Source organism: Streptomonospora wellingtoniae, from assembly GCF_031845375.1.
Lineage (GTDB): Bacteria > Actinomycetota > Actinomycetes > Streptosporangiales > Streptosporangiaceae > Streptomonospora > Streptomonospora wellingtoniae.
On sequence record NZ_JAVREK010000004.1, the window covers coordinates 225,388 to 244,604 of the forward strand.

16 protein-coding genes are annotated in these 19,217 nt (G+C 74.1%); 6 read left to right on the top strand and 10 right to left on the bottom strand.

The window, feature by feature from the left end; translation table 11 throughout:
- Nucleotides 1-168: 168 nt before the first annotated feature.
- Together RM446_RS06045 and RM446_RS06050 are read right to left on the bottom strand one after the other, a co-directional pair.
- Nucleotides 169-726, bottom strand: coding sequence for a peptide deformylase (locus tag RM446_RS06045; RefSeq protein WP_311544118.1), 558 nt, complete (start codon nucleotides 724-726; stop codon nucleotides 169-171).
- An 87-nt stretch (nucleotides 727-813) separates the two neighbouring features.
- Complete coding sequence (locus tag RM446_RS06050; RefSeq protein WP_311544119.1) at nucleotides 814-1,623, bottom strand: aminoglycoside adenylyltransferase domain-containing protein; 810 nt, start codon at nucleotides 1,621-1,623, stop codon at nucleotides 814-816.
- A gap of 888 nt (nucleotides 1,624-2,511) precedes the next feature.
- Here RM446_RS06050 and RM446_RS06055 point away from each other — a divergent pair.
- Together RM446_RS06055 and RM446_RS06060 are read left to right on the top strand one after the other, a co-directional pair.
- A complete protein-coding gene (locus tag RM446_RS06055; RefSeq protein WP_311544120.1) occupies nucleotides 2,512-3,192 on the top strand; it encodes a sirohydrochlorin chelatase in 681 nt (226 codons plus the stop codon).
- Between the two features lie 403 nt (nucleotides 3,193-3,595).
- The gene (locus RM446_RS06060) at nucleotides 3,596-4,528 is read left to right on the top strand and encodes an aminoglycoside phosphotransferase family protein (RefSeq protein ID WP_311544121.1); all 933 of its coding nucleotides are present in this window, start codon (nucleotides 3,596-3,598) and stop codon (nucleotides 4,526-4,528) included.
- Nucleotides 4,529-4,556: 28 nt separating this feature from the next.
- Here RM446_RS06060 and RM446_RS06065 read toward each other — a convergent pair whose 3' ends face one another.
- The 4 genes from RM446_RS06065 to RM446_RS06080 form a co-directional block, all read right to left on the bottom strand.
- Nucleotides 4,557-5,231, bottom strand: coding sequence for a response regulator (locus tag RM446_RS06065; protein WP_311544122.1), 675 nt, complete (start codon nucleotides 5,229-5,231; stop codon nucleotides 4,557-4,559).
- Between the two features lie 10 nt (nucleotides 5,232-5,241).
- The gene (locus tag RM446_RS06070; RefSeq protein WP_311544123.1) at nucleotides 5,242-7,854 is read right to left on the bottom strand and encodes an ATP-binding protein; all 2,613 of its coding nucleotides are present in this window, start codon (nucleotides 7,852-7,854) and stop codon (nucleotides 5,242-5,244) included.
- Nucleotides 7,855-7,990: 136 nt separating this feature from the next.
- Nucleotides 7,991-8,953: a quinone oxidoreductase family protein gene (locus RM446_RS06075; protein ID WP_311544124.1), complete on the bottom strand. Its 963-nt coding sequence runs from the start codon at nucleotides 8,951-8,953 to the stop codon at nucleotides 7,991-7,993.
- 128 nt (nucleotides 8,954-9,081) lie between these two features.
- The gene (locus tag RM446_RS06080) at nucleotides 9,082-9,906 is read right to left on the bottom strand and encodes an enoyl-CoA hydratase-related protein (RefSeq protein WP_311544125.1); all 825 of its coding nucleotides are present in this window, start codon (nucleotides 9,904-9,906) and stop codon (nucleotides 9,082-9,084) included.
- Between the two features lie 200 nt (nucleotides 9,907-10,106).
- Between RM446_RS06080 and RM446_RS06085 the strand changes: the two genes are divergently transcribed.
- Nucleotides 10,107-10,691: a hypothetical protein gene (locus RM446_RS06085; RefSeq protein ID WP_311544126.1), complete on the top strand. Its 585-nt coding sequence runs from the start codon at nucleotides 10,107-10,109 to the stop codon at nucleotides 10,689-10,691.
- A 42-nt stretch (nucleotides 10,692-10,733) separates the two neighbouring features.
- On the opposite strand, the gene RM446_RS06090 is transcribed toward RM446_RS06085, so the two are convergent.
- Nucleotides 10,734-11,528 (bottom strand): protein phosphatase 2C domain-containing protein, encoded by a 795-nt coding sequence (locus tag RM446_RS06090; RefSeq protein WP_311544127.1) that lies wholly within the window; start codon nucleotides 11,526-11,528, stop codon nucleotides 10,734-10,736.
- A 160-nt stretch (nucleotides 11,529-11,688) separates the two neighbouring features.
- A complete protein-coding gene (locus RM446_RS06095) occupies nucleotides 11,689-12,573 on the bottom strand; it encodes an SCO6745 family protein (protein WP_311544128.1) in 885 nt (294 codons plus the stop codon).
- Nucleotides 12,574-12,795: 222 nt separating this feature from the next.
- Between RM446_RS06095 and RM446_RS06100 the strand changes: the two genes are divergently transcribed.
- Nucleotides 12,796-14,268 carry a carboxylesterase/lipase family protein gene (locus RM446_RS06100; RefSeq protein WP_311544129.1) on the top strand — a complete coding sequence of 491 codons (1,473 nt, stop codon included), beginning with the start codon at nucleotides 12,796-12,798 and terminating at the stop codon, nucleotides 14,266-14,268.
- Nucleotides 14,269-14,342: 74 nt separating this feature from the next.
- On the opposite strand, the gene RM446_RS06105 is transcribed toward RM446_RS06100, so the two are convergent.
- Nucleotides 14,343-14,867 carry an inorganic diphosphatase gene (locus tag RM446_RS06105; protein ID WP_311544130.1) on the bottom strand — a complete coding sequence of 175 codons (525 nt, stop codon included), beginning with the start codon at nucleotides 14,865-14,867 and terminating at the stop codon, nucleotides 14,343-14,345.
- Nucleotides 14,868-15,332: 465 nt separating this feature from the next.
- Between RM446_RS06105 and RM446_RS06110 the strand changes: the two genes are divergently transcribed.
- Nucleotides 15,333-16,811, top strand: coding sequence for an SDR family oxidoreductase (locus tag RM446_RS06110; protein ID WP_311544131.1), 1,479 nt, complete (start codon nucleotides 15,333-15,335; stop codon nucleotides 16,809-16,811).
- A gap of 32 nt (nucleotides 16,812-16,843) precedes the next feature.
- Here the strand turns inward: RM446_RS06110 and RM446_RS06115 are convergent, their stop codons facing one another.
- Nucleotides 16,844-18,160 (bottom strand): cryptochrome/photolyase family protein, encoded by a 1,317-nt coding sequence (locus RM446_RS06115; RefSeq protein ID WP_311544132.1) that lies wholly within the window; start codon nucleotides 18,158-18,160, stop codon nucleotides 16,844-16,846.
- Between the two features lie 84 nt (nucleotides 18,161-18,244).
- Here RM446_RS06115 and RM446_RS06120 point away from each other — a divergent pair, with 84 nt between their 5' ends.
- A complete protein-coding gene (locus tag RM446_RS06120) occupies nucleotides 18,245-19,216 on the top strand; it encodes a 2-thiouracil desulfurase family protein (protein WP_311544133.1) in 972 nt (323 codons plus the stop codon).
- Nucleotide 19,217 lies beyond the last annotated feature (1 nt).

Here is a 19,217-nt window from a genome sequence, read left to right on the forward strand (position 1 = left end):
AGGGGCACACGGGGTGAATGGTGCGCGCGGGAACAATGAGGGCGGGGGGCCGCGCGGTGCTCAAGCAGACGATACGAGACCGTGACGTTACCTGGCTAGCGGTCGCCCGACACTACCCCGCCCCGCGCGGCCGGCGCGACGGCGGTCAGCCGCTGTCCGCCGCCGCATTCAGACCGGTCCGCCCAGGCCGCCGGGGAGCGTCTGCGCGCTCGGCTGCGGCGCCGGCTCGGCGTCCAGGAACCAGGTGGAGTGCCGCACCGCGCGCATGGCCTCGCGGCGGGAGTCGCGGTCGAGGCGGTCGATGTAGAGCCGACCGTCGAGGTGATCGGTCTCATGCTGCAGGCAGCGCGCCATCAGCCCTTCGCCTTCGACGGTGACCGGTTCGTTGCGCAGGTCCACACCGGTGACCACGGCGCGCAGGGCGCGCCGGGTCGGGAACGCGAGTTCGGGCAGCGACAGGCAGCCTTCCTCGCCGTCCTGGACCTCCTCGGACAGCTCGGCGACCTCGGGGTTGATGACGTAGCCGATCCGCCCGCCGACGTTGTAGCTGAACACCCGCAGCCCCGACCCGATCTGCGTGGCCGCGACGCCGGCGTGGCCGGGCTCGTCGACGGTGTCGAGCAGGTCGCGGACCAGCGCCTCGGTGTGCCGGCCGAACGAGGTGACAGGGGAGGTGGGGGTCACGAGAACGGGATCGCCGAACAGGACGATGGGGCGCTTGCTCATGAACTCCAGGTTAGCCGGGCGCGGGTGCGGAACGGCGCGCGCGTGGACGCGGGGGGAGGTACCCCCGTCGGCGCCGTACGGGCGCGCTCAGGCCGGCCGGCGCCGCAGGGCGTCGTCCAGAACCATCTCGATGTAGTCCAACGCCGCCCGCCGGCGGCCCAGTGCGCTCTCGTACAGCGAAGGCAGGCGGCTGTCGCGGCGGACCCGCAGGCACTCGTTGACGATGCGCTGCCAGCGCTCCGGGAACGCGTGCAGGGCGTACATGCCCGCCGCGGACTTGGAGGTGATCTCGCCGGTACGCAGGGTGAAATGCAGTCGGCTGACGCTCAGCACGCTCCAGGACGGCGCGAGCGAGCCCAGCGCGGCCAGGCCGCGCGGGCTGACGATGCGCCCGGCCTTGGCGCGCCAGCGGCGCCACTGCTCGTCGAGGTTGCCCATCGACCAGGCCCTCAGGCTGGCCGGGTTGTCCCACACGTCCAGCTCCACCGGTAGCGGACCGCGGACGGTGACACCGCGCTCAGCGAGCACGTGCCAGGTCACGGGGTTGACGTCGGCGCTGGCGCGGGTCTTGAACCGGCCGCCCAGCACTGATGCGACAGGCCCGCAGTCGGCGGGGTCGCCGGCGAGGTCGTCCCAGGTGACGTGGATGCCGTTGAACTGGGGACGGGGAGCCTGCGCGCGGGTGCGCGCATGGGCCCGGCGCAGCGCCTCGTTGTCGTCGCCGGTGGCGCGGCGCGAGGTGACCACCACGAAGTCGACGTCGCTGGCGTGCGGCCGGAAGTCGCCGAGGGCTACCGAACCCGCCAGGTACAGGCCCTGGACCAGTCCCGGCGCCTCGTCGTCCACGTTGCGAAGGAAGGCCTGGACAAGGCTCTGCACTCGCGGGTGGATCGCCATGTGCTCTCCAGTCGGGGTCGTACTCGGTCTGTGCGTCGCCGCCAGCCGCGCGGCGGTTCGGGTGCCGCCCGTGTGCGAGGCCGAAGGACGGTGACCGGAACCGGCCGCGGCGGCACGTCCCCCGGAGGCGGGCCGCTCGTGCTTAGCGCAGCGTATGGCCAGGTCGTGTCCTTGATTCTAAGTCTGCGAGGCGCATCGGCTCATGGCAAGTGATGGCGCCGGATCCGCATCCAGTCCCCCGCACGGCGGTGGTGCCAAGGGTAGAGGATGGAGTAGTGCCATCTTCCTTGCCCAATGACAATGAGATGTGATACGGGGCCTATCGTCACTCTCCGCGCCCGCGCGAGGCCTGTGCCCGCAAGGCCTCTCCCGGCGGCGGTCCGCGCCGGAATCCGCGGGGGCCCGGGAACGTGACCGATTGTTTGCACCTGCATTTGCAAGAGCGCGGAAAGTAATCCCGGAGTCAATGCGCATGCGGCGCGGCATCAAGGCGAGACGGGGGAGCGATTCCATTCCCTCGGCGCCGCGCATCTGCAGAGAAGTTTCGGGGCAAACGCCCAGTTCCGGCGGATCGGCGGGCGCGATCCGGCTGCAGTGCCGGTACCGCGAAAGTGACCAGCGCGACTCCGGCGGCTATGGAAATGCCGATCTCGAACCGTTAACATCTCGTATTGTACAAGCGTACAACAGGTTGGTTTCGACGAGCCCGGCTGCGGTGAAACTTCGTTCCAAGCGGTCCGTGCGTCGAACTCAGCCCCCTATCCCGTTGCCCTTCACCTGCCAGTGATCATTTTTCGTATGCGTAACACCAGGTCATTCGGGCGAAACGGCCGCGTCCTAGGCTGTCGCACCAGGATCGGCGTTCCCGGCGATTTCAAGGAGATGGATATGGTGCCCACCATGGTGCTCGTCGCGGACGATTCTCAGGACACGGGCCGCACGGAGGCCCTGCAGGGACTGGCCGACGCCGTCGCGCAGCGGGGCGAGGCCCGGGTGGTTCCGGCATTCGGCTCCGGAGGCGAGGTGCGCCGGGCCGTCGACTCCGTCGAGGGGCCGATGGTGGTCGTGCCGGCCTTCGTTGCGGGCGGCGATTTCGCCAGCTCCCTGGTGTTCTCCGATCTCGACCTCGAAGGCCGCTTCGACGCCTGCCCCACCGCGCCGCTCGGTGCGGTGCCCTCGATCGTGGCGGACCTGGCGGGTCGGCTCGTCGAGTCCGGATGGTCCTCCGACGACGGGGTCGTCCTTGCCGCCGACGGAAGTACCGGTCAGGAGGAGCGCCAGAGCGTCACCGACGTAGCCCGCATGCTCAGCCGCCGACTCGGTTCTCCGGTCCAGGTGGGATATCTGAACTCCTGGGCGCCGTCCGTCGGCGACGCGGTCGAGCGGCTGCGGCGCAACGGGCGCGACCGGGTCGCCGTCGCGGCCTGGCGCCTGGTCGAGGGGCGCGACTACGAGCGGCTGCACGAGATGGGCGCGACCTCGGTCACCGCCCCGCTGTGGCCCTCCGAGATCGTCGTCGACAGCCTCCTCGCCCAGCACCGTGCGGCCAAGGCGCGCCTGGCCGCCTGAGGCCGCCGCCCGGGAGGCCGTGCGGCCCGATGATGCGGTAGCGTGATCGTCCCGCTGCCGACCGTGACCCCGCGGGGTCAGGCGGCAAGCCGCAGCTCGATACCCGAGCCCCCGCACAGGAGGTGGCCAGCCGGATGCGCGGCACCACGCCCCCGCGGGCTCTGCGCAGGTCCCGGCGGCACGGTCCGCGCCCGGCGCCCGGCCTTCCGGGCGGCGCTTGCCGCCCTCCGGCCGCGGACCGCTCCGCCGATCCTCCCTCCGGTCTGGGACGGGGAGGAGAGCCCCGCGAGTGGGTAGGTCCGCCGGTGCGCCCCGCGCCTCCAGCCGCGTACCGGCGACCCGGGTTGTCGCCGTCCGGTAGCGCAGCCACGTCCCGGGGCAGGCCGATGCACAAGGTGGGCAGATGAACGACATCACACAGCAGTTGGTCGACGAGCAGCAGAAGCAGCGGCTCCTCCGCAGGTTCGGGACCGGCGCCACCGCCTGGCTGGCCGACCTGCCCGCCCTGGTCCAGGACCTGGCCGAGCAGTGGAACCTCACCGTCCAGGGCCCCGCACCGCACGGGCGCACCTCGGTGGTGCTGTTCTGCCGCCGGGCCGACGGCACCCCCGCGATCCTCAAGGTCTCGCCCGACCGCGGACTGGGCACATCCGAGGCACGCGTACTGCGGCTGTGGCAGGGAACCGGCCGTGTGCCGGCCGTCTGGGAGGTCGACCCCCAGAGCAGCGCCGTACTGCTGGAGGCCGTGGGCAAGGGGCGCACCGTCGCTCTGGTGGGAGAGGTCCCCGACATGGCCGACATCGCCGCGTTGATCGCGGACCTGCATTCGGTGGACATGCCCCGCAGCGACCTGGACCAGTTGCACCCGCTGGACAGCCGGATGAACTTCATCTTCGATCTCTGGGAACGCGAGCGCCAGACCGGCCGGGCCGCCGAGATCGTCCCTCCCTCGGCAATGCATCGCGGCCACGCCCGCGCGCGCGACCTGTCCCACGCCGAGGACGAGGACGACGACGGCACCGTGCCGCTGCACGGCGATCTGCACCCCGGAAACGTCCTCTACGGCGGACCCGAGCGCGGCTTCGTCGCGGTCGACCCCCGCGCCTGCGTCGGCGACGGCGCCTTCGACGCGGTCGACTGGGCGGTGTGGCAGGCCGAGGACCTGGAGGAGGTCGACCGCAGGGTGGCCGTGCTGGCCGACGGCATCGGCGTGCGCGGTGAGCGGCTGATGGCCTGGTGCCGGGCGTGCGCGCCGCTGTTCGCCGTGGCCGCCGCGAACCGCGGGCGGGCCGACACGCCCCACTTCGCGATGCTGATGCGGCTGGCCGCGGGCTGAGGTTTCGCCGGCACGGCGGGGCGCGGGCTCAGCCCTTCTCGAACCGGTAGCCCATACCCGCCTCGGTGATGAGGTACAGCGGGTGCGCCGGATCGGGTTCGAGCTTGCGGCGGAGCTGGGCCATGTACACCCGCAGGTAGTTGGTCTCGCTCTGGTAGTTGGGCCCCCACACCTCGTGCAGCAGCTGGCGCTGGCTGATGAGCCGCCCGGCGTTGCGCGCCAGCACCTCCAGGATGTGCCACTCGGTGGGGGTCAGCCGCACCTCCTCGTCGCCGCGGGTGACCCGCTTGGCGCCGAGGTCCACGGTGAACGCGGCGGTCGTGACCACCGGTGCCTCCTCGACGTGCATGGACCGGCGCTGAGCCGCGCGGATGCGCGCCATCAGCTCGTCCATGCCGAACGGCTTGGTGACGTAGTCGTCGGCGCCGGCGTCCAGGGATCGCACCTTCTCGCTGGCGGAGTGGCGGGCCGAGAGCACGATGATGGGCACCGAGGTCCAGGCGCGCAGCCCTTCGATGACCTCGCCGCCCTCCATGTCGGGCAGTCCGAGGTCCAGCAGCACCACGTCGGGCGGGTGCTTGGCCGCGGCCTGCAGCGCGGAGGCGCCGTCGAAGGCGGTGTCGACGTCGTAGCCGCGCGCCCGCATGTTGATCCGCATGGCCCGGATGATCTGCGCGTCGTCGTCGACGACCAGGATCCGCATTCGTCACACCCTACGTTTCGGAGGAGGCGCCGTCGGACGCGGCGCGGGAGCCGTCGGAGGCCCTCTGGTCGGCGGCCGCCGCGGGCGGGACCGGCGCCCCGCCGCGCGCGGGGTCGGCCGTGGTGCTGTGCAGCGTGAAAACCATGGTCAGACCGCCGCCCGGGGTGTCCTCGGCGGTGAGCGTACCGTCCATCGCCTCGGTGAATCCTCGCGCGACCGCCAGGCCCAGACCGATCCCGGTGCCCCGCGGAGCGTCGCCGAGGCGCTGGAAGGCCTCGAAGATGCGGTCCTTGTGCTCGTCGGGCACACCGGGCCCGTGGTCGGCGACCCGCAGCTCGACGGTGTCGCCCAGGGCGCTGGCCGACAGCCGGATGGGCGGCCGGTCGGGCGGGTTGTGGCGTGCGGCGTTCTGCACCACGTTGGCCACCGCGCGCTCCAGCAGCCCTGCGTCGGCGCGCACCCGGGGCAGGCTGTCGGGCACGTCCACGTGCACGGTGTGCGGCGGTATCCCGATCAGCGTGGCCGGAACGACCTCCTCCAGGCCCACCGCGCGGATCTTGGGCTGGACGGTGTCGGTCTGCAGCCGGCTCATGTCCAGCAGGTTGTCGACCAGGCTGTTCAGCCGGTCCGTGGACTCCTCGATGTTCTCCAGCAGCTCGCCGCGGTCGTACTCGTCGAGTTCGATGTCGACCGAGCGCAGGCTGGAGACGCTCGCCTTGATCGAGGTGAGCGGGGTGCGCAGGTCGTGGGAGACGGCCGCGAGCAGCGCGGTCCGGATCTTGTTGCGGGCCGCCTGGCGCTTGGCCTCAGCCGCGTCGTGCGCCAGGCGCTGGCGCTCCAGCGCCATTCCGATGTGGGTGGCGAAGGCGCTGAGGATGCGCCGGTCGGAAGCCGGAAGCACGTGCCCGTGCAGGGCCAGGGCGAGGGAGTCGCTGACCGAGACGAGCGCGTCGGCCTGGTCGGGGGACTCGCAGGGGGCTTCGCCGACGGACTCGACGTTGGTCCACTCGCCGCCGTCCTCCTGGCGCAAGAGGGTGACCGAGCGCTGGCCGAAGGTCTCGCGGATGCGGCGCAGCAGCGCCGGAAGCGGCTCCTGGCCGTCGATGACGCTGCCGGCCAGCAGGCTGAGCGTGCTCGCCTCGGCCTTGGACCGGCTGGCCTGCATGGCACGGCGCTTGGCCAGGTCGACCACGAACGCCACGAGGACTCCGACGAGGATGAACACGGCCAGCGCGATCCCGTTGCCGGGGCGGTCGATGGCAAGCCCGTACAGCGGGGGTGTGAACAGCAGGTCCAGGAGCAGTGTGCTCCATACCGCGCACATCAGCGCCGGCCACAGCCCGCCGGTCATGGCCGCGGCGATGGTGGCGACCAGGAACAGCAGGACGTGGGTGGTCAGTCCGGCTCCGGCGGCCATCGGCAGCTGCAGCGCGCCGGCCAGGAACACCGGGCCGAGCACGCCGATGCCCCAGCCCCAGACCTGCCGGGCGCGGCTCAGTGAACCCGGGCGGGGCGGCAGCAGGTTGCGACCGCGCCCCACCTCCTCGTGGGTGACGATGTGCACGTCGATGTCGCCGGACTCGCGGGCCACCGTGGCGCCCACGCCGGGGCCGAGGATGTACTGCCAGGCGCGCCGCCGCGACGAGCCCAGCACGATCTGGGTGGCGTTGACGCCGCGGGCGAATTCCAGCAGCGCGGTGGGGATGTCGTCGCCGATGACCTGGTGGTAGGTGCCGCCCAGCTCGGCCAGGAGCTTGCGCTGGCCGGTGATGACGTCGGGCAGCGGATGGGCGAGGCCGTCGCTGGCGACCACGTGCACGGCCATGAGGTGGCTGGGCTGCGGCCGACCGCCGCGGGAGCGGGCGGCCACGCGGGCGGCGCGGCGGATCAGGGTCTCGCCCTCGGGCCCGCCGGTCAGCGCCACCACCACACGCTCGCGGGCCTCCCAGGTCTGGCGGATCTTGTGCTCGCCGCGGTAGAGCGCCAGGCCCTCGTCGACGCGGTCGGCGACCCACAGCAGCGCCAGCTCGCGGAGGGCGGTCAGGTTGCCCTCGCGGAAGTAGCTGGAGAGGGCGGCGTCGATCTTCTCGGCGGGATAGATGTTGCCGTGGGACATCCGCCGCCGCAGCGCGTGCGGGGACATGTCGCACAGCTCGATCTGGTCGGCGCGCCGGACGATCTCGTCGGGGATGGTCTCGTGCTGGCGCACTCCGGTGATCTGCCGCACGACGTCGTTCAGGGACTCCACGTGCTGGATGTTCAGCGTGGTGATCACGTCGATGCCGGCGTTGAGCAGCTCGTCGACGTCCTGCCACCGCTTGGCGTTGCGGGTGCCGGGGGTGTTGGTGTGGGCGAAGTCGTCGACGACCGCAACCCGCGGGGCGCGCAGCAGCAGCGCGTCGAGGTCGAGCTCGCCGGAGCCGCCGCCGGGCTGCGCCGCGCGCGGCAGCTGTTCCAGGCCGTCGAGCAGCTCGGCCGTGCGGGGGCGGTCGCGGGTCTCGACCAGGCCGACCACGACGTCGGTGCCGCGGTCGCGTCGCCGGTGCGCCTCGCCCAGTGCGGCGAAGGACTTGCCGACGCCGGGAGCGGCGCCCAGGTAGATGCGGAGCTTGCCACGTGCCACACCTCCATTGTGCGGCGAATCCGCCGCGAACCCGTCGATCTTGTGGCCATCGTCACTGGAAATCGCTTTCCTTCACGATGGCTACAAGATCAACGGCGTTGTCCGGGGGTCGCCGCGTTACCGACCCCTCGGACCATCACGCCTCACGGGTCGGGTCCAGGACCAGCTTGCCCTGCGTGGTGCGTGAGCGCAGGTCCTCGTGGGCGCGGCGGGCGTCGGCGAGCGGGTACTCCCCGCCGACCACGGCGCGAAGGCGGCCCGTGCGCACCAACTCGAACATCTCGGCCATCGCGCGCCCGACCACGTCGCCGGGCAGCTGGAAGGCGTGCGGCAGCCACATCCCGCTGACCGTTGCGGAGTGGCGCATCAGGTTGGGCAGCTGTACCGGCTTGGGCGCCTTGCGCGAGGCCATGCCGTAGAAGGCGAGCCGCCCGAACGGCGCCAGCGCGCGCAGGCTCTCGTCGGTGACGCGGCCGCCGGTCATGTCCAGCACCGCGTCCACCCGGCGGCCCTCGTTGGCCTCGACCAGGGCGGCGGTCATGTCCTCGGCGCGGGAGTCCACCGCTGCGTCGGCGCCCAGCTCCAGGGCCAGCTCGCGCTTCTCGGAGCTGCCGGCGGTGGCGATCACCCGGCCGGCGCCGAAGGCCTTGGCCAGCTGGACCGCGATCGAGCCCACGCCGCCCGCGCCGGCGTGCACGGCGACCGACTCGCCTTCGGCCAGGTGGACGTTGCGCCGCAGCAGGACCCAGGCGGTGGAGCCCTGGACGAGCAGCGCGAGCGCGGTGCCGGCATCGACGCCGTCGGGAATGTCGACGGCCATGCCGGCCGGCGCCGCGGCCCGCTCGGCGTAGCCCCCGCTCTCGACCATGGCCACCACCCGGCGTCCGTCGGGCGTGCGCCCGGCGACCTCGCTTCCGGGGACCAGCGGCAGGGCGCTGCTGGAGAGATAGGTGTCCTCGACGCGGTGGGTGTCGGCGTAGTTGACGCCGGCGCGCTCGACCTCGATGAGCAGGTCGCCGGGGCCGGCTACCGGGTCGGGGAGGTCGGCGGGGTTCAGGACCTCGGGGCCGCCGAACTCGGTGATCTGGATCGCTCGCATAGCGTTGCTGTCTCCCAATGCGGGTGTCGAGGGGCCGGTCGCGTCGCAGACCGACCGGATGGTATGTCCCGAGCCTAGTCGTGCGCGCCGCGCGGCCGGTCCAGGGGGTCGGCGGCGTGTCGGGCGGCTCACTCGTGGGTGCCCAGGCCGGGGAACCGCGGCGGCCGCCTCTCCAGGTAGCTTCCGATGCCCTCGGCGAAGTCCTCGGCGGCGAAGGCCTCGGCCATCAGCCCGGCGGCCTCGTCGGCCGCGTCGTCGAAACCGGTCTCGTGGGCGCGCAGCACCTGGCCCTTGATCGCCGCCATCGAGCGCGGCGAGCACTCGGCCGCCAGAACGCCGGCGTAGGACAGCGCCTCGGCGAGGACGTCCTCCCGCGGCAGGGAGAAGTCCACCAGCCCCATGTCGCGGGCCTCCGCGCCCAGCACCACGCGGGAGGACAGCAGCAGGTCCATCGCCCGGCCCCGTCCGACCAGCCGCGGCAGTTGCCAGGCGGCTCCGTACTCGGCCACCAGGCCGCGTCGGCTGAAGGAGGTGGTGAGCTTGGCGTCGTCGGCGGCGAAGCGGACGTCGCAGAAGAGCGCCATCACGAGTCCGACTCCCGCGGCCGGCCCGTTGACGGCGGCGACGACCGGCTTGCGCAGTTTCGCCGGCGCGGCCATCGAGCGCCCGTCGACCTCGATCGGGGCGCCGCTGATACCGCTGAGCGCGTCCATGTCGGCGCCGGCGCAGAACGCCCGCCCGGCGCCGGTGACGACGATCGCCCGGACCGCGGGATCGCCGTCAGCCTCGCGCAGCAGCGTGAAGAGCCGGTCGGCCATGTCGGGGGTCCAGGCGTTGAGGCGGTCCGGCCGGTTCAGGGTCAGCAGCAGCACCCCGCCGTCGCGTTCGCTGAGCACCGGCGCACCGGCTGCGTCGGCGTCTGCGGGCGGTGTCGGGTCGGTGGTGCGGGCCATCGCGGTCCTCCCGTTCGTCGCTGCGGTCCTGTGCCGGGGCGCGACCGGTTGCGGGCGCGTCAGGCTCCGGACCGCCGGTCGGCCAGATCCTACGGGCGTGGCACGCGAGGCTCTTTACCCCCGCAACACGGACATGTCAGGTACATTCCCTTTGGTCTTACCGGCCCCGGGGTCGAAACACACGGTGAGGGAGCCGTCCCGTGGCACTCGCGCGCACACGGATCTACACCGACGACACGCGCCTGTTCTGGCTGCAGCTGGGCAAGGTGGCGCTCGGGGGTGCCGCACTGTTCACCGGCTTCTGGTTGTCCGGCGTCAACGACGCGGTGCTGTGGTGCAGCGCGGGGATCTCGGTCGCGAGCCTGGCCGCGATGATCCTGCTGGCCTGGCGGACCCGGGTCTCCTACGGACGCGTCCGCTTCGTCCTGGACGGCACCACCCTGCACTACTGCCGCGGGGCGCGCGGGGACCGCTCGGAGAGCCGCCGCTACGACCTGGGCGACATCGCCAGGGTCCAGCTGCGGATGCACGTCGGCAGCGCGCAGTCGCTGGAGTTCGGGTTCAACAGCCACGGGCTGCCCGAGCTGCGGATCGAGACGCTGGACGGGCAGGCCGACCGCTTCCGGGTGCTCGCACTCGACCTCGAAGGGTGCGAGGAGTTCCGCAGCTTCGTCACCCACGTGTGCCACAGCGGCGGCATGGAGAAGCGCAGCCCGGCCACGAGCGGCACCGACGCGGTGGTCGACCGCTGGGACAACCCGGCGTGCACGCGCACGGTGTCCTGAGCCCGCTGCCGCGGGGCGGCGGACGCCGACCGCACCGCCGGTTCACGCCGGCTCCGCAGCGGGAGGGCCGAACGCGCCCGCGACCACCGTCGCGTCGTCGTGGCGCTTGCCGTGGGGCACGCCGCGGGCCTCCTCCTCGGCGCGCACCCAGGCGACCAGGGAGTCGGGGCCCTCCGCCTCCAAGAAGCGCCAGATCCGCCGCCACGGGTGCCCGTAGTAGTCGGCGAGCCGGGCGCAGCCGTCGGTCATCAGCGCGAACCGCGCACCGGCCGTGTGTGAGACCCCGGTGACCGCGCGGTAGGCGGCCTCGGGTACCGCTCCCGCCACCCAGAACCCGCCCTCGGTGTTGCGGTGTGCGCGGACCAGTCCGGCGCTGTAGGGGCGGCCGCCGGGGAGCTGCTCCACGCGGCCGTCGGTGGTCGCGGCGACCTCCCCGCCGCGTTCGGCCAGCAGCACCGTGCAGTCGGCGAGGACCAGGTACTCGACCCGGCGGGCCCCGGGCGCACCGCGGTCCAGGCCGCCGGGCTCGGGCCGTGCGATGGCGACGGTGGCCGACGGGCTGTCGGGGTTGTCGAGGTCGCAGGTGCCGCCGTGAGCGCGGCGCGCAGCCCGGATGGCCGCGGCCAGGCAGTCGGACAGCGGCGCCGGGCGCTCGGCGGACAGCTCGGCGGCGAGCCCGCCGCACAACCGGTCCACCAGCCAGGAGACGCCGTGGCGGCAGCCGGAGTCCACCGCGGGCGGGGCCGTGGCCCCGTCGATCACCAGCGCCCAGTCGGAGCCGGCGTACACCCGGTCCTCGTTGGCCCGGCCCTGCCCCTGCTCGCTCGCGAAGCTCATGCGCACCTCAGCAGCTTAGGAGACCCGCGCAGCCGCCGACGGACAGGCGCCGCCGCCGCGCCCCGGACCGCTCGCACCGCGCCGGGAACGGCGGCGCTCCTTGTGCGCGGGGTGCGCACGAGGAGCGCCGCCCGCCATACCCGCCCCGTCGGTCGACGGTTCAGCTCCGGCGGCTCCGGGGGGCCGGGACGAGGCCCTCGTCCCTGAGGGCCTCGGTGAAGGGGGCGGTGAGCTCCGCGAGCCGCTCGCACCCCCGGGCGCGGATCGCCGCGTAGGGCTCGGCCGAGAGGACGTCGGTGCGCGACTCCAGGTCCGCGCGCAGGGTGCGCCCGGCCTCGGTCAGCGAGAGCGCGCCCTCCTGGTCGGCGGTGACCAGACCGCGCCCGACCGCGCTGCGGACGCCCTCGGCCCACTCGTCTTCGCTCCAGCCGCGGCTCTTGCGCAGGAACGACGTCTTGATCGCGCCGGTGGCGGCATGCGTGGCAAGCGCCTCCAGCGGCGCGAGCCGCGCGTCGACGAGGGTCGCGATGTGGCCGTCGCCGCGGAACTCGCGCAGCAGGGTGGCGGCGTGCCAGAGCACCGTGTGCGGCTCGCCGGGCCACTCCAGCCCCGCGTGGCCGGCGAACAGCGGCCGCCCGTGCGGCAGGCCGGCGGCGGCCTCCGCGGCCGTCCGGGCGAGTCCGGCGGCCTCCTTCATCCGCTCCGAGCCCACGGCCTCCTCGCCGAGGACGCGGCGCAGCACCCGGTCGGCGACGTCGAGGCGGGTCCGCAGGACGGCCTCGGGCGAAGCCAGCGACCACGCCCGCGGGATGACCGAGCGCACGACCGCGGGGCTGAAGTTGTAGAAAGCCGCCGTCACCGTGCCCGAGCCCACGGCCCCCATGGCCGCCGAGCGGGAGGCGAAGTAGACCAGCGCGCGGTCCTCCAGCCCGAGCGCGGCATAGCGCTCCCGCGACTCCGGCGCGAAGTAGACGGGGACGTGGAGCGGCTCCAGGGCCGACCAGGCGGTGCGGGCGAGGTCGGGGGACGGTGCTTCGTCGGGCATGGCACTCTCCTGATCTCCTCGGGGGGCGGCCGGGTCGTCCGGTGCCGCCGGCAGGCGGGCCGCCGCGCCCCCGTACCCGCCTTGCCCCCGCAAGGCTAGACAGGCCCGCCCGGCCGGGCGAGACCGCCCCACGGGTTGACACCGACCGGTCGGTTTGCGTAGGAACGACAGCGGCGGCGCGCCGGTCGGCGGCCCGCCCGGCGACCGCGAACGGGAGCGCTCATGGAGGCTTCGGCCACGACCACGTCCGGACGCGTCAGCGGCGCAGTCGAGGGCGGTGTGTGCGTCTTCCGCGGCATCCCCTACGCGGCGCCCCCGGTGGGGGAGGCGCGCTTCGCGGCGCCGCGCCCGCCCGAACCGTGGCCGGGCGTGCGCGAGGCGGTCGAGTACGGGCCCACCGCACCGCACCCGCCCTACGAAGCCGGAATGGCCGACGAGCTGCCCGAGCGCGACATCCCCGGACCCGAGTGCCTCAACCTCAACGTGTGGACCCCCGGCACGGGGGAGCGCGGCCTTCCGGTCATGGTGTGGGTCCACGGCGGCGCATTCACCAACGGCTCCGGCGCCGAACCCGCATACGAGGCGCGGGCCTTCGCCCGCAGCGGCGTCGTCGCGGTCACCCTGAACTACCGGCTCGGCGCTCAGGGCTTCGCCCTGGTCGAGGGCGCGCCCGCCAACCGGGGGCTGCTCGATCAGATCGCGGCGCTGGAGTGGGTCCGCGACAACATCGCCGCGTTCGGCGGCGACCCCGACCGCGTCACCGTCTTCGGCGAGTCCGCCGGCGCCATGAGCGTGGTCACCCTCATGGCGATCCCGCGCGCCCGCACGCTGTTCCGCCGCGCCGTCGCCCAGTCCGGCGCGGGCCACAACACGGTCTCCGCCGAGGACGCCGCCACCGTGGCACGGGTCCTCGCCGAGCGCCTGGATGTGCCGCCGACGGCCGCCGGCCTGGCGGGCGTACCGCCGAAGCGCCTGCACGAGGAGCAGTCGCGCATCGCCGCCGACCTGCGGGGTACGGCCGACACCCGCGTGTGGGGGACGCGGCTGCCGGCCTTGGGCACCCTCGCGTTCTCGCCCGCCGTCGACGGCGAGGTGCTCGCCGAGCGGCCCGTCGACGCGCTGCGCGCGGGCGCGGGCGGCGACAAGGACCTGCTGATCGGCACGACCACCGAGGAGTACCGGCTCTTCCTGGTCGCGCCCGGTCTGATCGGCCACCTCCGCGAGAAGCACGTCATCGCCCAGGCCGCCGGGCTCGGGCTGTCCCCGGAGGCCGCGGAGGAGTACCTGCGCCGCAACCCCTCGCCGGGCGACGCCTTCGCGGAGCTCGGCACCGACGCCGTCTTCCGCATCCCCGCCTACCGCGCACTGGAGGCGCGCGCGGCGGCGGGCGGGGGCGGGCGCACCTACGGCTACGAGTTCGCCTGGCGCTCCCCGCGCTTCGGCGGGCGGCTGGGCGCCTGCCACGGACTGGAGATCCCGTTCGTCTTCGACAACCTCCCGGGCCCGGACGAGCCCCGTCAGCTCGCCGCCGACTTGCACGCCGCCTGGGTCCGCTTCGCCTCCACCGGCGAAGCCGACTGGCCGCAGTGGGACGCGGTGCGGCGCCCGTTCATGCGCTTCGACGCCCCGGAGTCGGCGGTGGTCCACGACCCGGCTGCCGAGACGCGTCGCCTGTGGCAAGGACTGCGCGAGTAGCCTGCCGGACCGGCGGACCGGCGGACCGGCGGACCGGCGGACCGCGGGCCGGTCGGGGGCGGGCGCCCGGACCGCTAGTGCGGGGACGTCTCGGTCGGCGCGGACCCGGCGGCGCCGGAGGACTCGCGGGCCCGCTTCTGGGCCGCCTGCACGGTCTCCTCGGCGGAGGAGCGGTCCTGCCATCCGCGGACCTCCGAGCTCTTGCCCGGCTCCAGCCGCTTGTAGATGTCGAAGAAGTGCGTGATCTCCTGAAGCTGGAACTCCGGCATGTTGCGCAGGTCGCGGATGTGGTCCAGGCGCGGGTCGCCTGCGGGCATGCACAGGACCTTGGCGTCGGGTCCCCGCTCGTCCTGCATCCAGAACACCGCGACCGGCCGCACCCGCACGACGCAACCGGGGAAGGAGCGCTTCTCCAGCGGGACCATCGCGTCCAGCGGCTCGCCGTCCTCGGCCAGGGTGCCCGGGATGTAGCCGTAGTCCGCGGGGTACTGCGTCGAGGTGAACAGCGTCCGGTCGAGCCGGATGCGGCCCGCCTTGTGGTCCATCTCGTACTTGTTCTGCGACCCCTGCGGGATCTCGACGATCATGTCGAGTTCCATCCGAACCCCTCCTCGCAGTGTTGCGGTAGTGGCGCCGGAGCGGCTGACGCGGCGATCGCCGCCCCTCCTTTCCCCGGCGCGGCCTGTGCCGGGCGCCGGAGTGCCCGAGAGCATCCGCCGTGCCGCTCGCCACGCCGAACGCTACCCCCGGTGGGCGGGAGGAGCGCGGGCCGCCCTCCCCGCAGGAAGCGTGCGGCACCGACCGCCGAAGACCCCCTACCCGCGATCACTCGGCGCGTGCGCGCCGGGCCGCCGCGGCGAGGGTGACACACGCGACACCGACGCAACCCCGCTGTCGGGCCGCGTCCTGAGCGAGGGCCGCGGAGGCAGTGTGCACTCGCCCGGCTCCGTGCCGGGCCGCGGGCCCGTCCCGCCCGTTGTGTTCGCGGCCCCCGGAGCGGGCAGGGGGACAGCAAGCCGCCGCGGGACCGCAGGTCACCGCGGTACGGGGACGGGGGGACGACCATGCGCGTACTCGTGACGGGTGCTACCGGCTACATCGGCGGCCGACTGGTGCCCGAACTGCTCGGGGCCGGCCGTACCGTCCGGTGCATGGCCCGGTCGGTGGAGAAGCTGCGCGACCACCCCTGGCGCGGCGAGGTGGAGGCCGTCCGCGGCGACGTCCTCGACCCCGACAGCCTGGACGAGGCGCTGGAGGGCGTCGACGTCGCCTACTACCTGGTCCACTCCATGGGCGGCGGCGCCGAGTTCGCCGAGCGCGACGCCCGCGGCGCGCGCAACTTCGCGGCCGCCGCCGAACGGGCGGGCCTGTCCCGGATCGTCTACCTCGGCGGCCACGTTCCCGACCGCGACCGTTCCTCCCCGCACCTGGCCTCCCGGGAGGAGGTCGCCGGCATCCTCCTCGACTCGGCCGTCCCGGCGGCCGTGCTGCGCGCCGCCGTGATCATCGGCTCCGGATCCGCCTCCTTCGAGATGCTGCGCTACCTCACCGAGCGGCTGCCCGCGATGACCACGCCGCGCTGGGTGCGCACCCGCGTCCAGCCCATCGCCGTGCGCGACGTGCTGCGCCTCTTGGTCGGCGCGGCCGACCTGCCGCGCGAGGTCGACCGCGGATTCGACGTCGGCGGACCCGACATCCTCACCTACGCGCAGATGATCCGGCGCTTCGCCCGGATCTCGGGCGTGGGGCGGCGCCTCATCGTCCCCGTCCCGGTCCTCACCCCGGGCCTGTCGAGCCTGTGGGTCGGCCTGGTCACCCCGGTCCCCGGGGCGATCGCCCGTCCGCTGGTGGAGTCCCTGCGCAGCGAGGCCGTCTGCCGTGACGCCGACCTCGCCGACATGCTCGGCGACCACGAGCGCCTCGGCTTCGACGAGGCCGTGCGCCTCGCGCTGCGCCGCATCCGGGAGGCAGCGGTGGCGACCCGCTGGTCCTCCGCCGCGTGGCCCAGCGCGCCCAGCGACCCGATGCCCACCGACCCCCGATGGACTGGGGGGTCGCTCTACACCGACGAGCGGCGCGTCCGCGCGCGCACCCGCGCCCCGGAGCTGTGGCCGGTCGTCGAGGGCATCGGAGGGGACCGCGGCTGGTACTCCTGGCCGCCCGCCTGGGCCCTCCGAGGGCTGGTCGACCGCGCCGCCGGCGGGGTGGGGCTGCGCCGCGGCCGCCGCGACCCCGGGCGCCTGCGGGTGGGCGACTCCCTGGACTTCTGGCGGGTCGAGGAGATCGAGCGGGGCGCTCTGCTGCGGCTGCGGGCCGAGATGCGGATGCCCGGCCTGGCGTGGCTGGAGCTGCGGGTTGAGGACGCGGACGAGGGCGCCGTCCTGCACCAGCGGGCGCTGTTCCATCCCCGCGGCCTGGTCGGGCACCTCTACTGGTGGGCGCTGCTGCCCGTGCACAAGCTGGTGTTCCGGCAGATGGCGGCCAACATCGCGGCGCAGGGGGAGCGGGAGAGCGAGCCCAAGGCGGGCGCGGCGCCGACGTGAACCGGGCGCGCCGCGCCGGCGCGGGAGCGCCGTCAGTCCTCGTCGAGCAGCGGCGGCGGATAGCCGGGGACCGGCGGGTCGGCGCGCCACGGCGTGTGCGCATCAGGCCCGGCCGCCGCGGCGAGCTCGGGTACGTAGCGCCGGATGTAGGCGCCGTCGGGGTCGAACCGCCGGCTCTGGCGCAGCAGGTTGAAGGAGCGGTTGGGCCGCGTGTCGTTGCCGGTGCCGGCCACCCACTGCCAGTTGCCGTAGTTGTCGGCGATGTCGCCGTCGCTCAGCACCGCGTGGAAGTGGTCCCCGCCCCGCTTCCAGTGCACCCGCAGCCGCTTGGTCAGGAACGCGGCGGTGATCAGTCGCGCGCGGTTGTGCATGAAGCCCTCGTCGAGGAGTTGGCGCATGCCCGCGTCCACGATGGGGACGCCCGTCCGCCCTTCGCGCCAGGCGGCCAAGCCGGACTCGTCCGCGCGCCAGGCGATGTCGCGCCGCCGGTAGTCGCGCCGCGGAAGGTCCGGGAACGCGGCGCAGACCTGGTGGTGGAAGTCGCGCCAGGCCAGCTGGCGGACGAACGGGGCGCAGGCGGTGCGCTCGCGTGCGGCCGCCGCCAGCTCCAGCGGCGACAGGCAGCCGAAGCGCAGGTCGGCGCTGAGCCGCGAGGTGGCGTCGGCGGCGAGGTCGTCGCCGGCGTGCTCGTAGTCGGCGCAGGCGGCGCCGAGCCAGGCGTCCATCCGGCGGCGCGCCTCGACCTCGCCGCCCCGCTGGCGGTGCGGCGAGAGCGGTCCGGTGCCGGAGTCGGCGAGCCGCTGCGGGACCGCCCCGGGGTCGAGCCCCGAAGGCACCTCCAGCCGCTTCGGCGCGGGCTCGGGGGTGCGCCACCGGACGCCCTCCCAGGCCCGCCAGTAGGGGGTGAACACCTTGTAGTGGTCGCCGCCCGCCGGCACCGCCTCGCCCGGCGGCACGACGGTCACGCCGGGGAACTCGCGCACCCGGATCCGCTGCGCTTCGGCGGCCTCGCGCAGCCGTGCCGCGCGGCGGGCGGCGAAGGCGCTCACGTCGGCACTCAGGTTCACCCGGTCCGCGCCGGTTTCCGCGGCGAGCCGGAGCGTCTCGTCGACCGTGTCGCCGAAGCGCACCACCAGGTCGCCGCCCAGGCGCCGCAGACCCTCGCGCAGGGCGGGCAGCGCGTCGCCCAGATAGGAGAGGCGGTTGCGCGCCGAACGCCTTCGGACCGCGCGGTCGAGGACGAACAGTGGGACGACGGGGCGGCCGGACCGCGCGGCGGCCGCCAGCGCGGGATGGTCGCATATCCGCAGGTCGCGCGTGAACAGCACGATCGTAGGCCGCTCCGGCACCGCCGTCCTTCCATCAGAGTGTGCTGCGAATACTACCCGCGGTGACGTTCGGTTCGGTCCGGTCGCCCCGGGTAGGGCGGGTGCATGGCGATACACGCGGACGCCCGGGTCGGCGCCCGTCCCCGCGTCGGAGTGCCGAGCTGCCTGCTCGGTTCGCCGGTGAGCTGCGACGGCGGCCGCTCCCGCAGCCGCTTCCTCGCCGACGTCCTCGACCGGCACGTCGACTGGGTTCCGGTCTGTCCCGAGGGCGGGAACGGGCCGGGCGTGCTGCGCGAGCGCCCGCGGCTTGAGCGCGCCGGAAGCGGCGGACGGGCGGCGAGCCGCAGCCGCGCCGATCGCACCGACGACCCGCGCGCGGCGTCCGACCGACGATTCGAAGCGCTCGACCGCCTGGACGGCTGCGTGCTGAAGGACGAGCCACCCGGTTGCGGACTGTCCGGCCCTCCGGTCGACGAGCGCCCCGACCCGCCCGTCGAGGAACAGGGGCGGCTCCGCGACCCCGGTCTCCGCGAGCGCTTCGTCGAGCGCGTCTTCGCCCGCGCGCGGCTGCGGGCACTGTTCGCCGGCGCACGCGGCGACGGGGCGGGACCCGCGCCCGGCGGTGCGGACGAGGCGGGCTGTGCCGCGTGGCGCCCGCGCGAGCTGGTCGCCTTCCACGCCCGGAACAAGCTGCAGCTGATGGCGCACTCGCCCGAGGGCTACCGAGCGACCGGCCGAATCGCCGCCGAGGCGGGATCGCGACCGCCGGAGGAGGTGCGGCGCGACTACACCGCCGCTTTCACCCGGGCTCTGGCCCGCCCGGCGAGTCCGGGCCGCAACGCCAACGCGCTCCAGCACGCCTTCGGGATGATCAGCGACCGGCTCGACGGCGCGCGCCGCCGCGACCTGGTCGACGCCGTCGACCGCTACCGGGAGGGCCTCGTCCCGCTCAGCGTGCCGATCGACCTGATCCGCTATCACGCGGACGCCGCGAGCGCTTCCTGGGTCCGCGAGCAGACCTACCTGGATCCCTACCCGGCGGACCTGCGCTTGCGCGACTCCCCGGCGGCGCCATAGC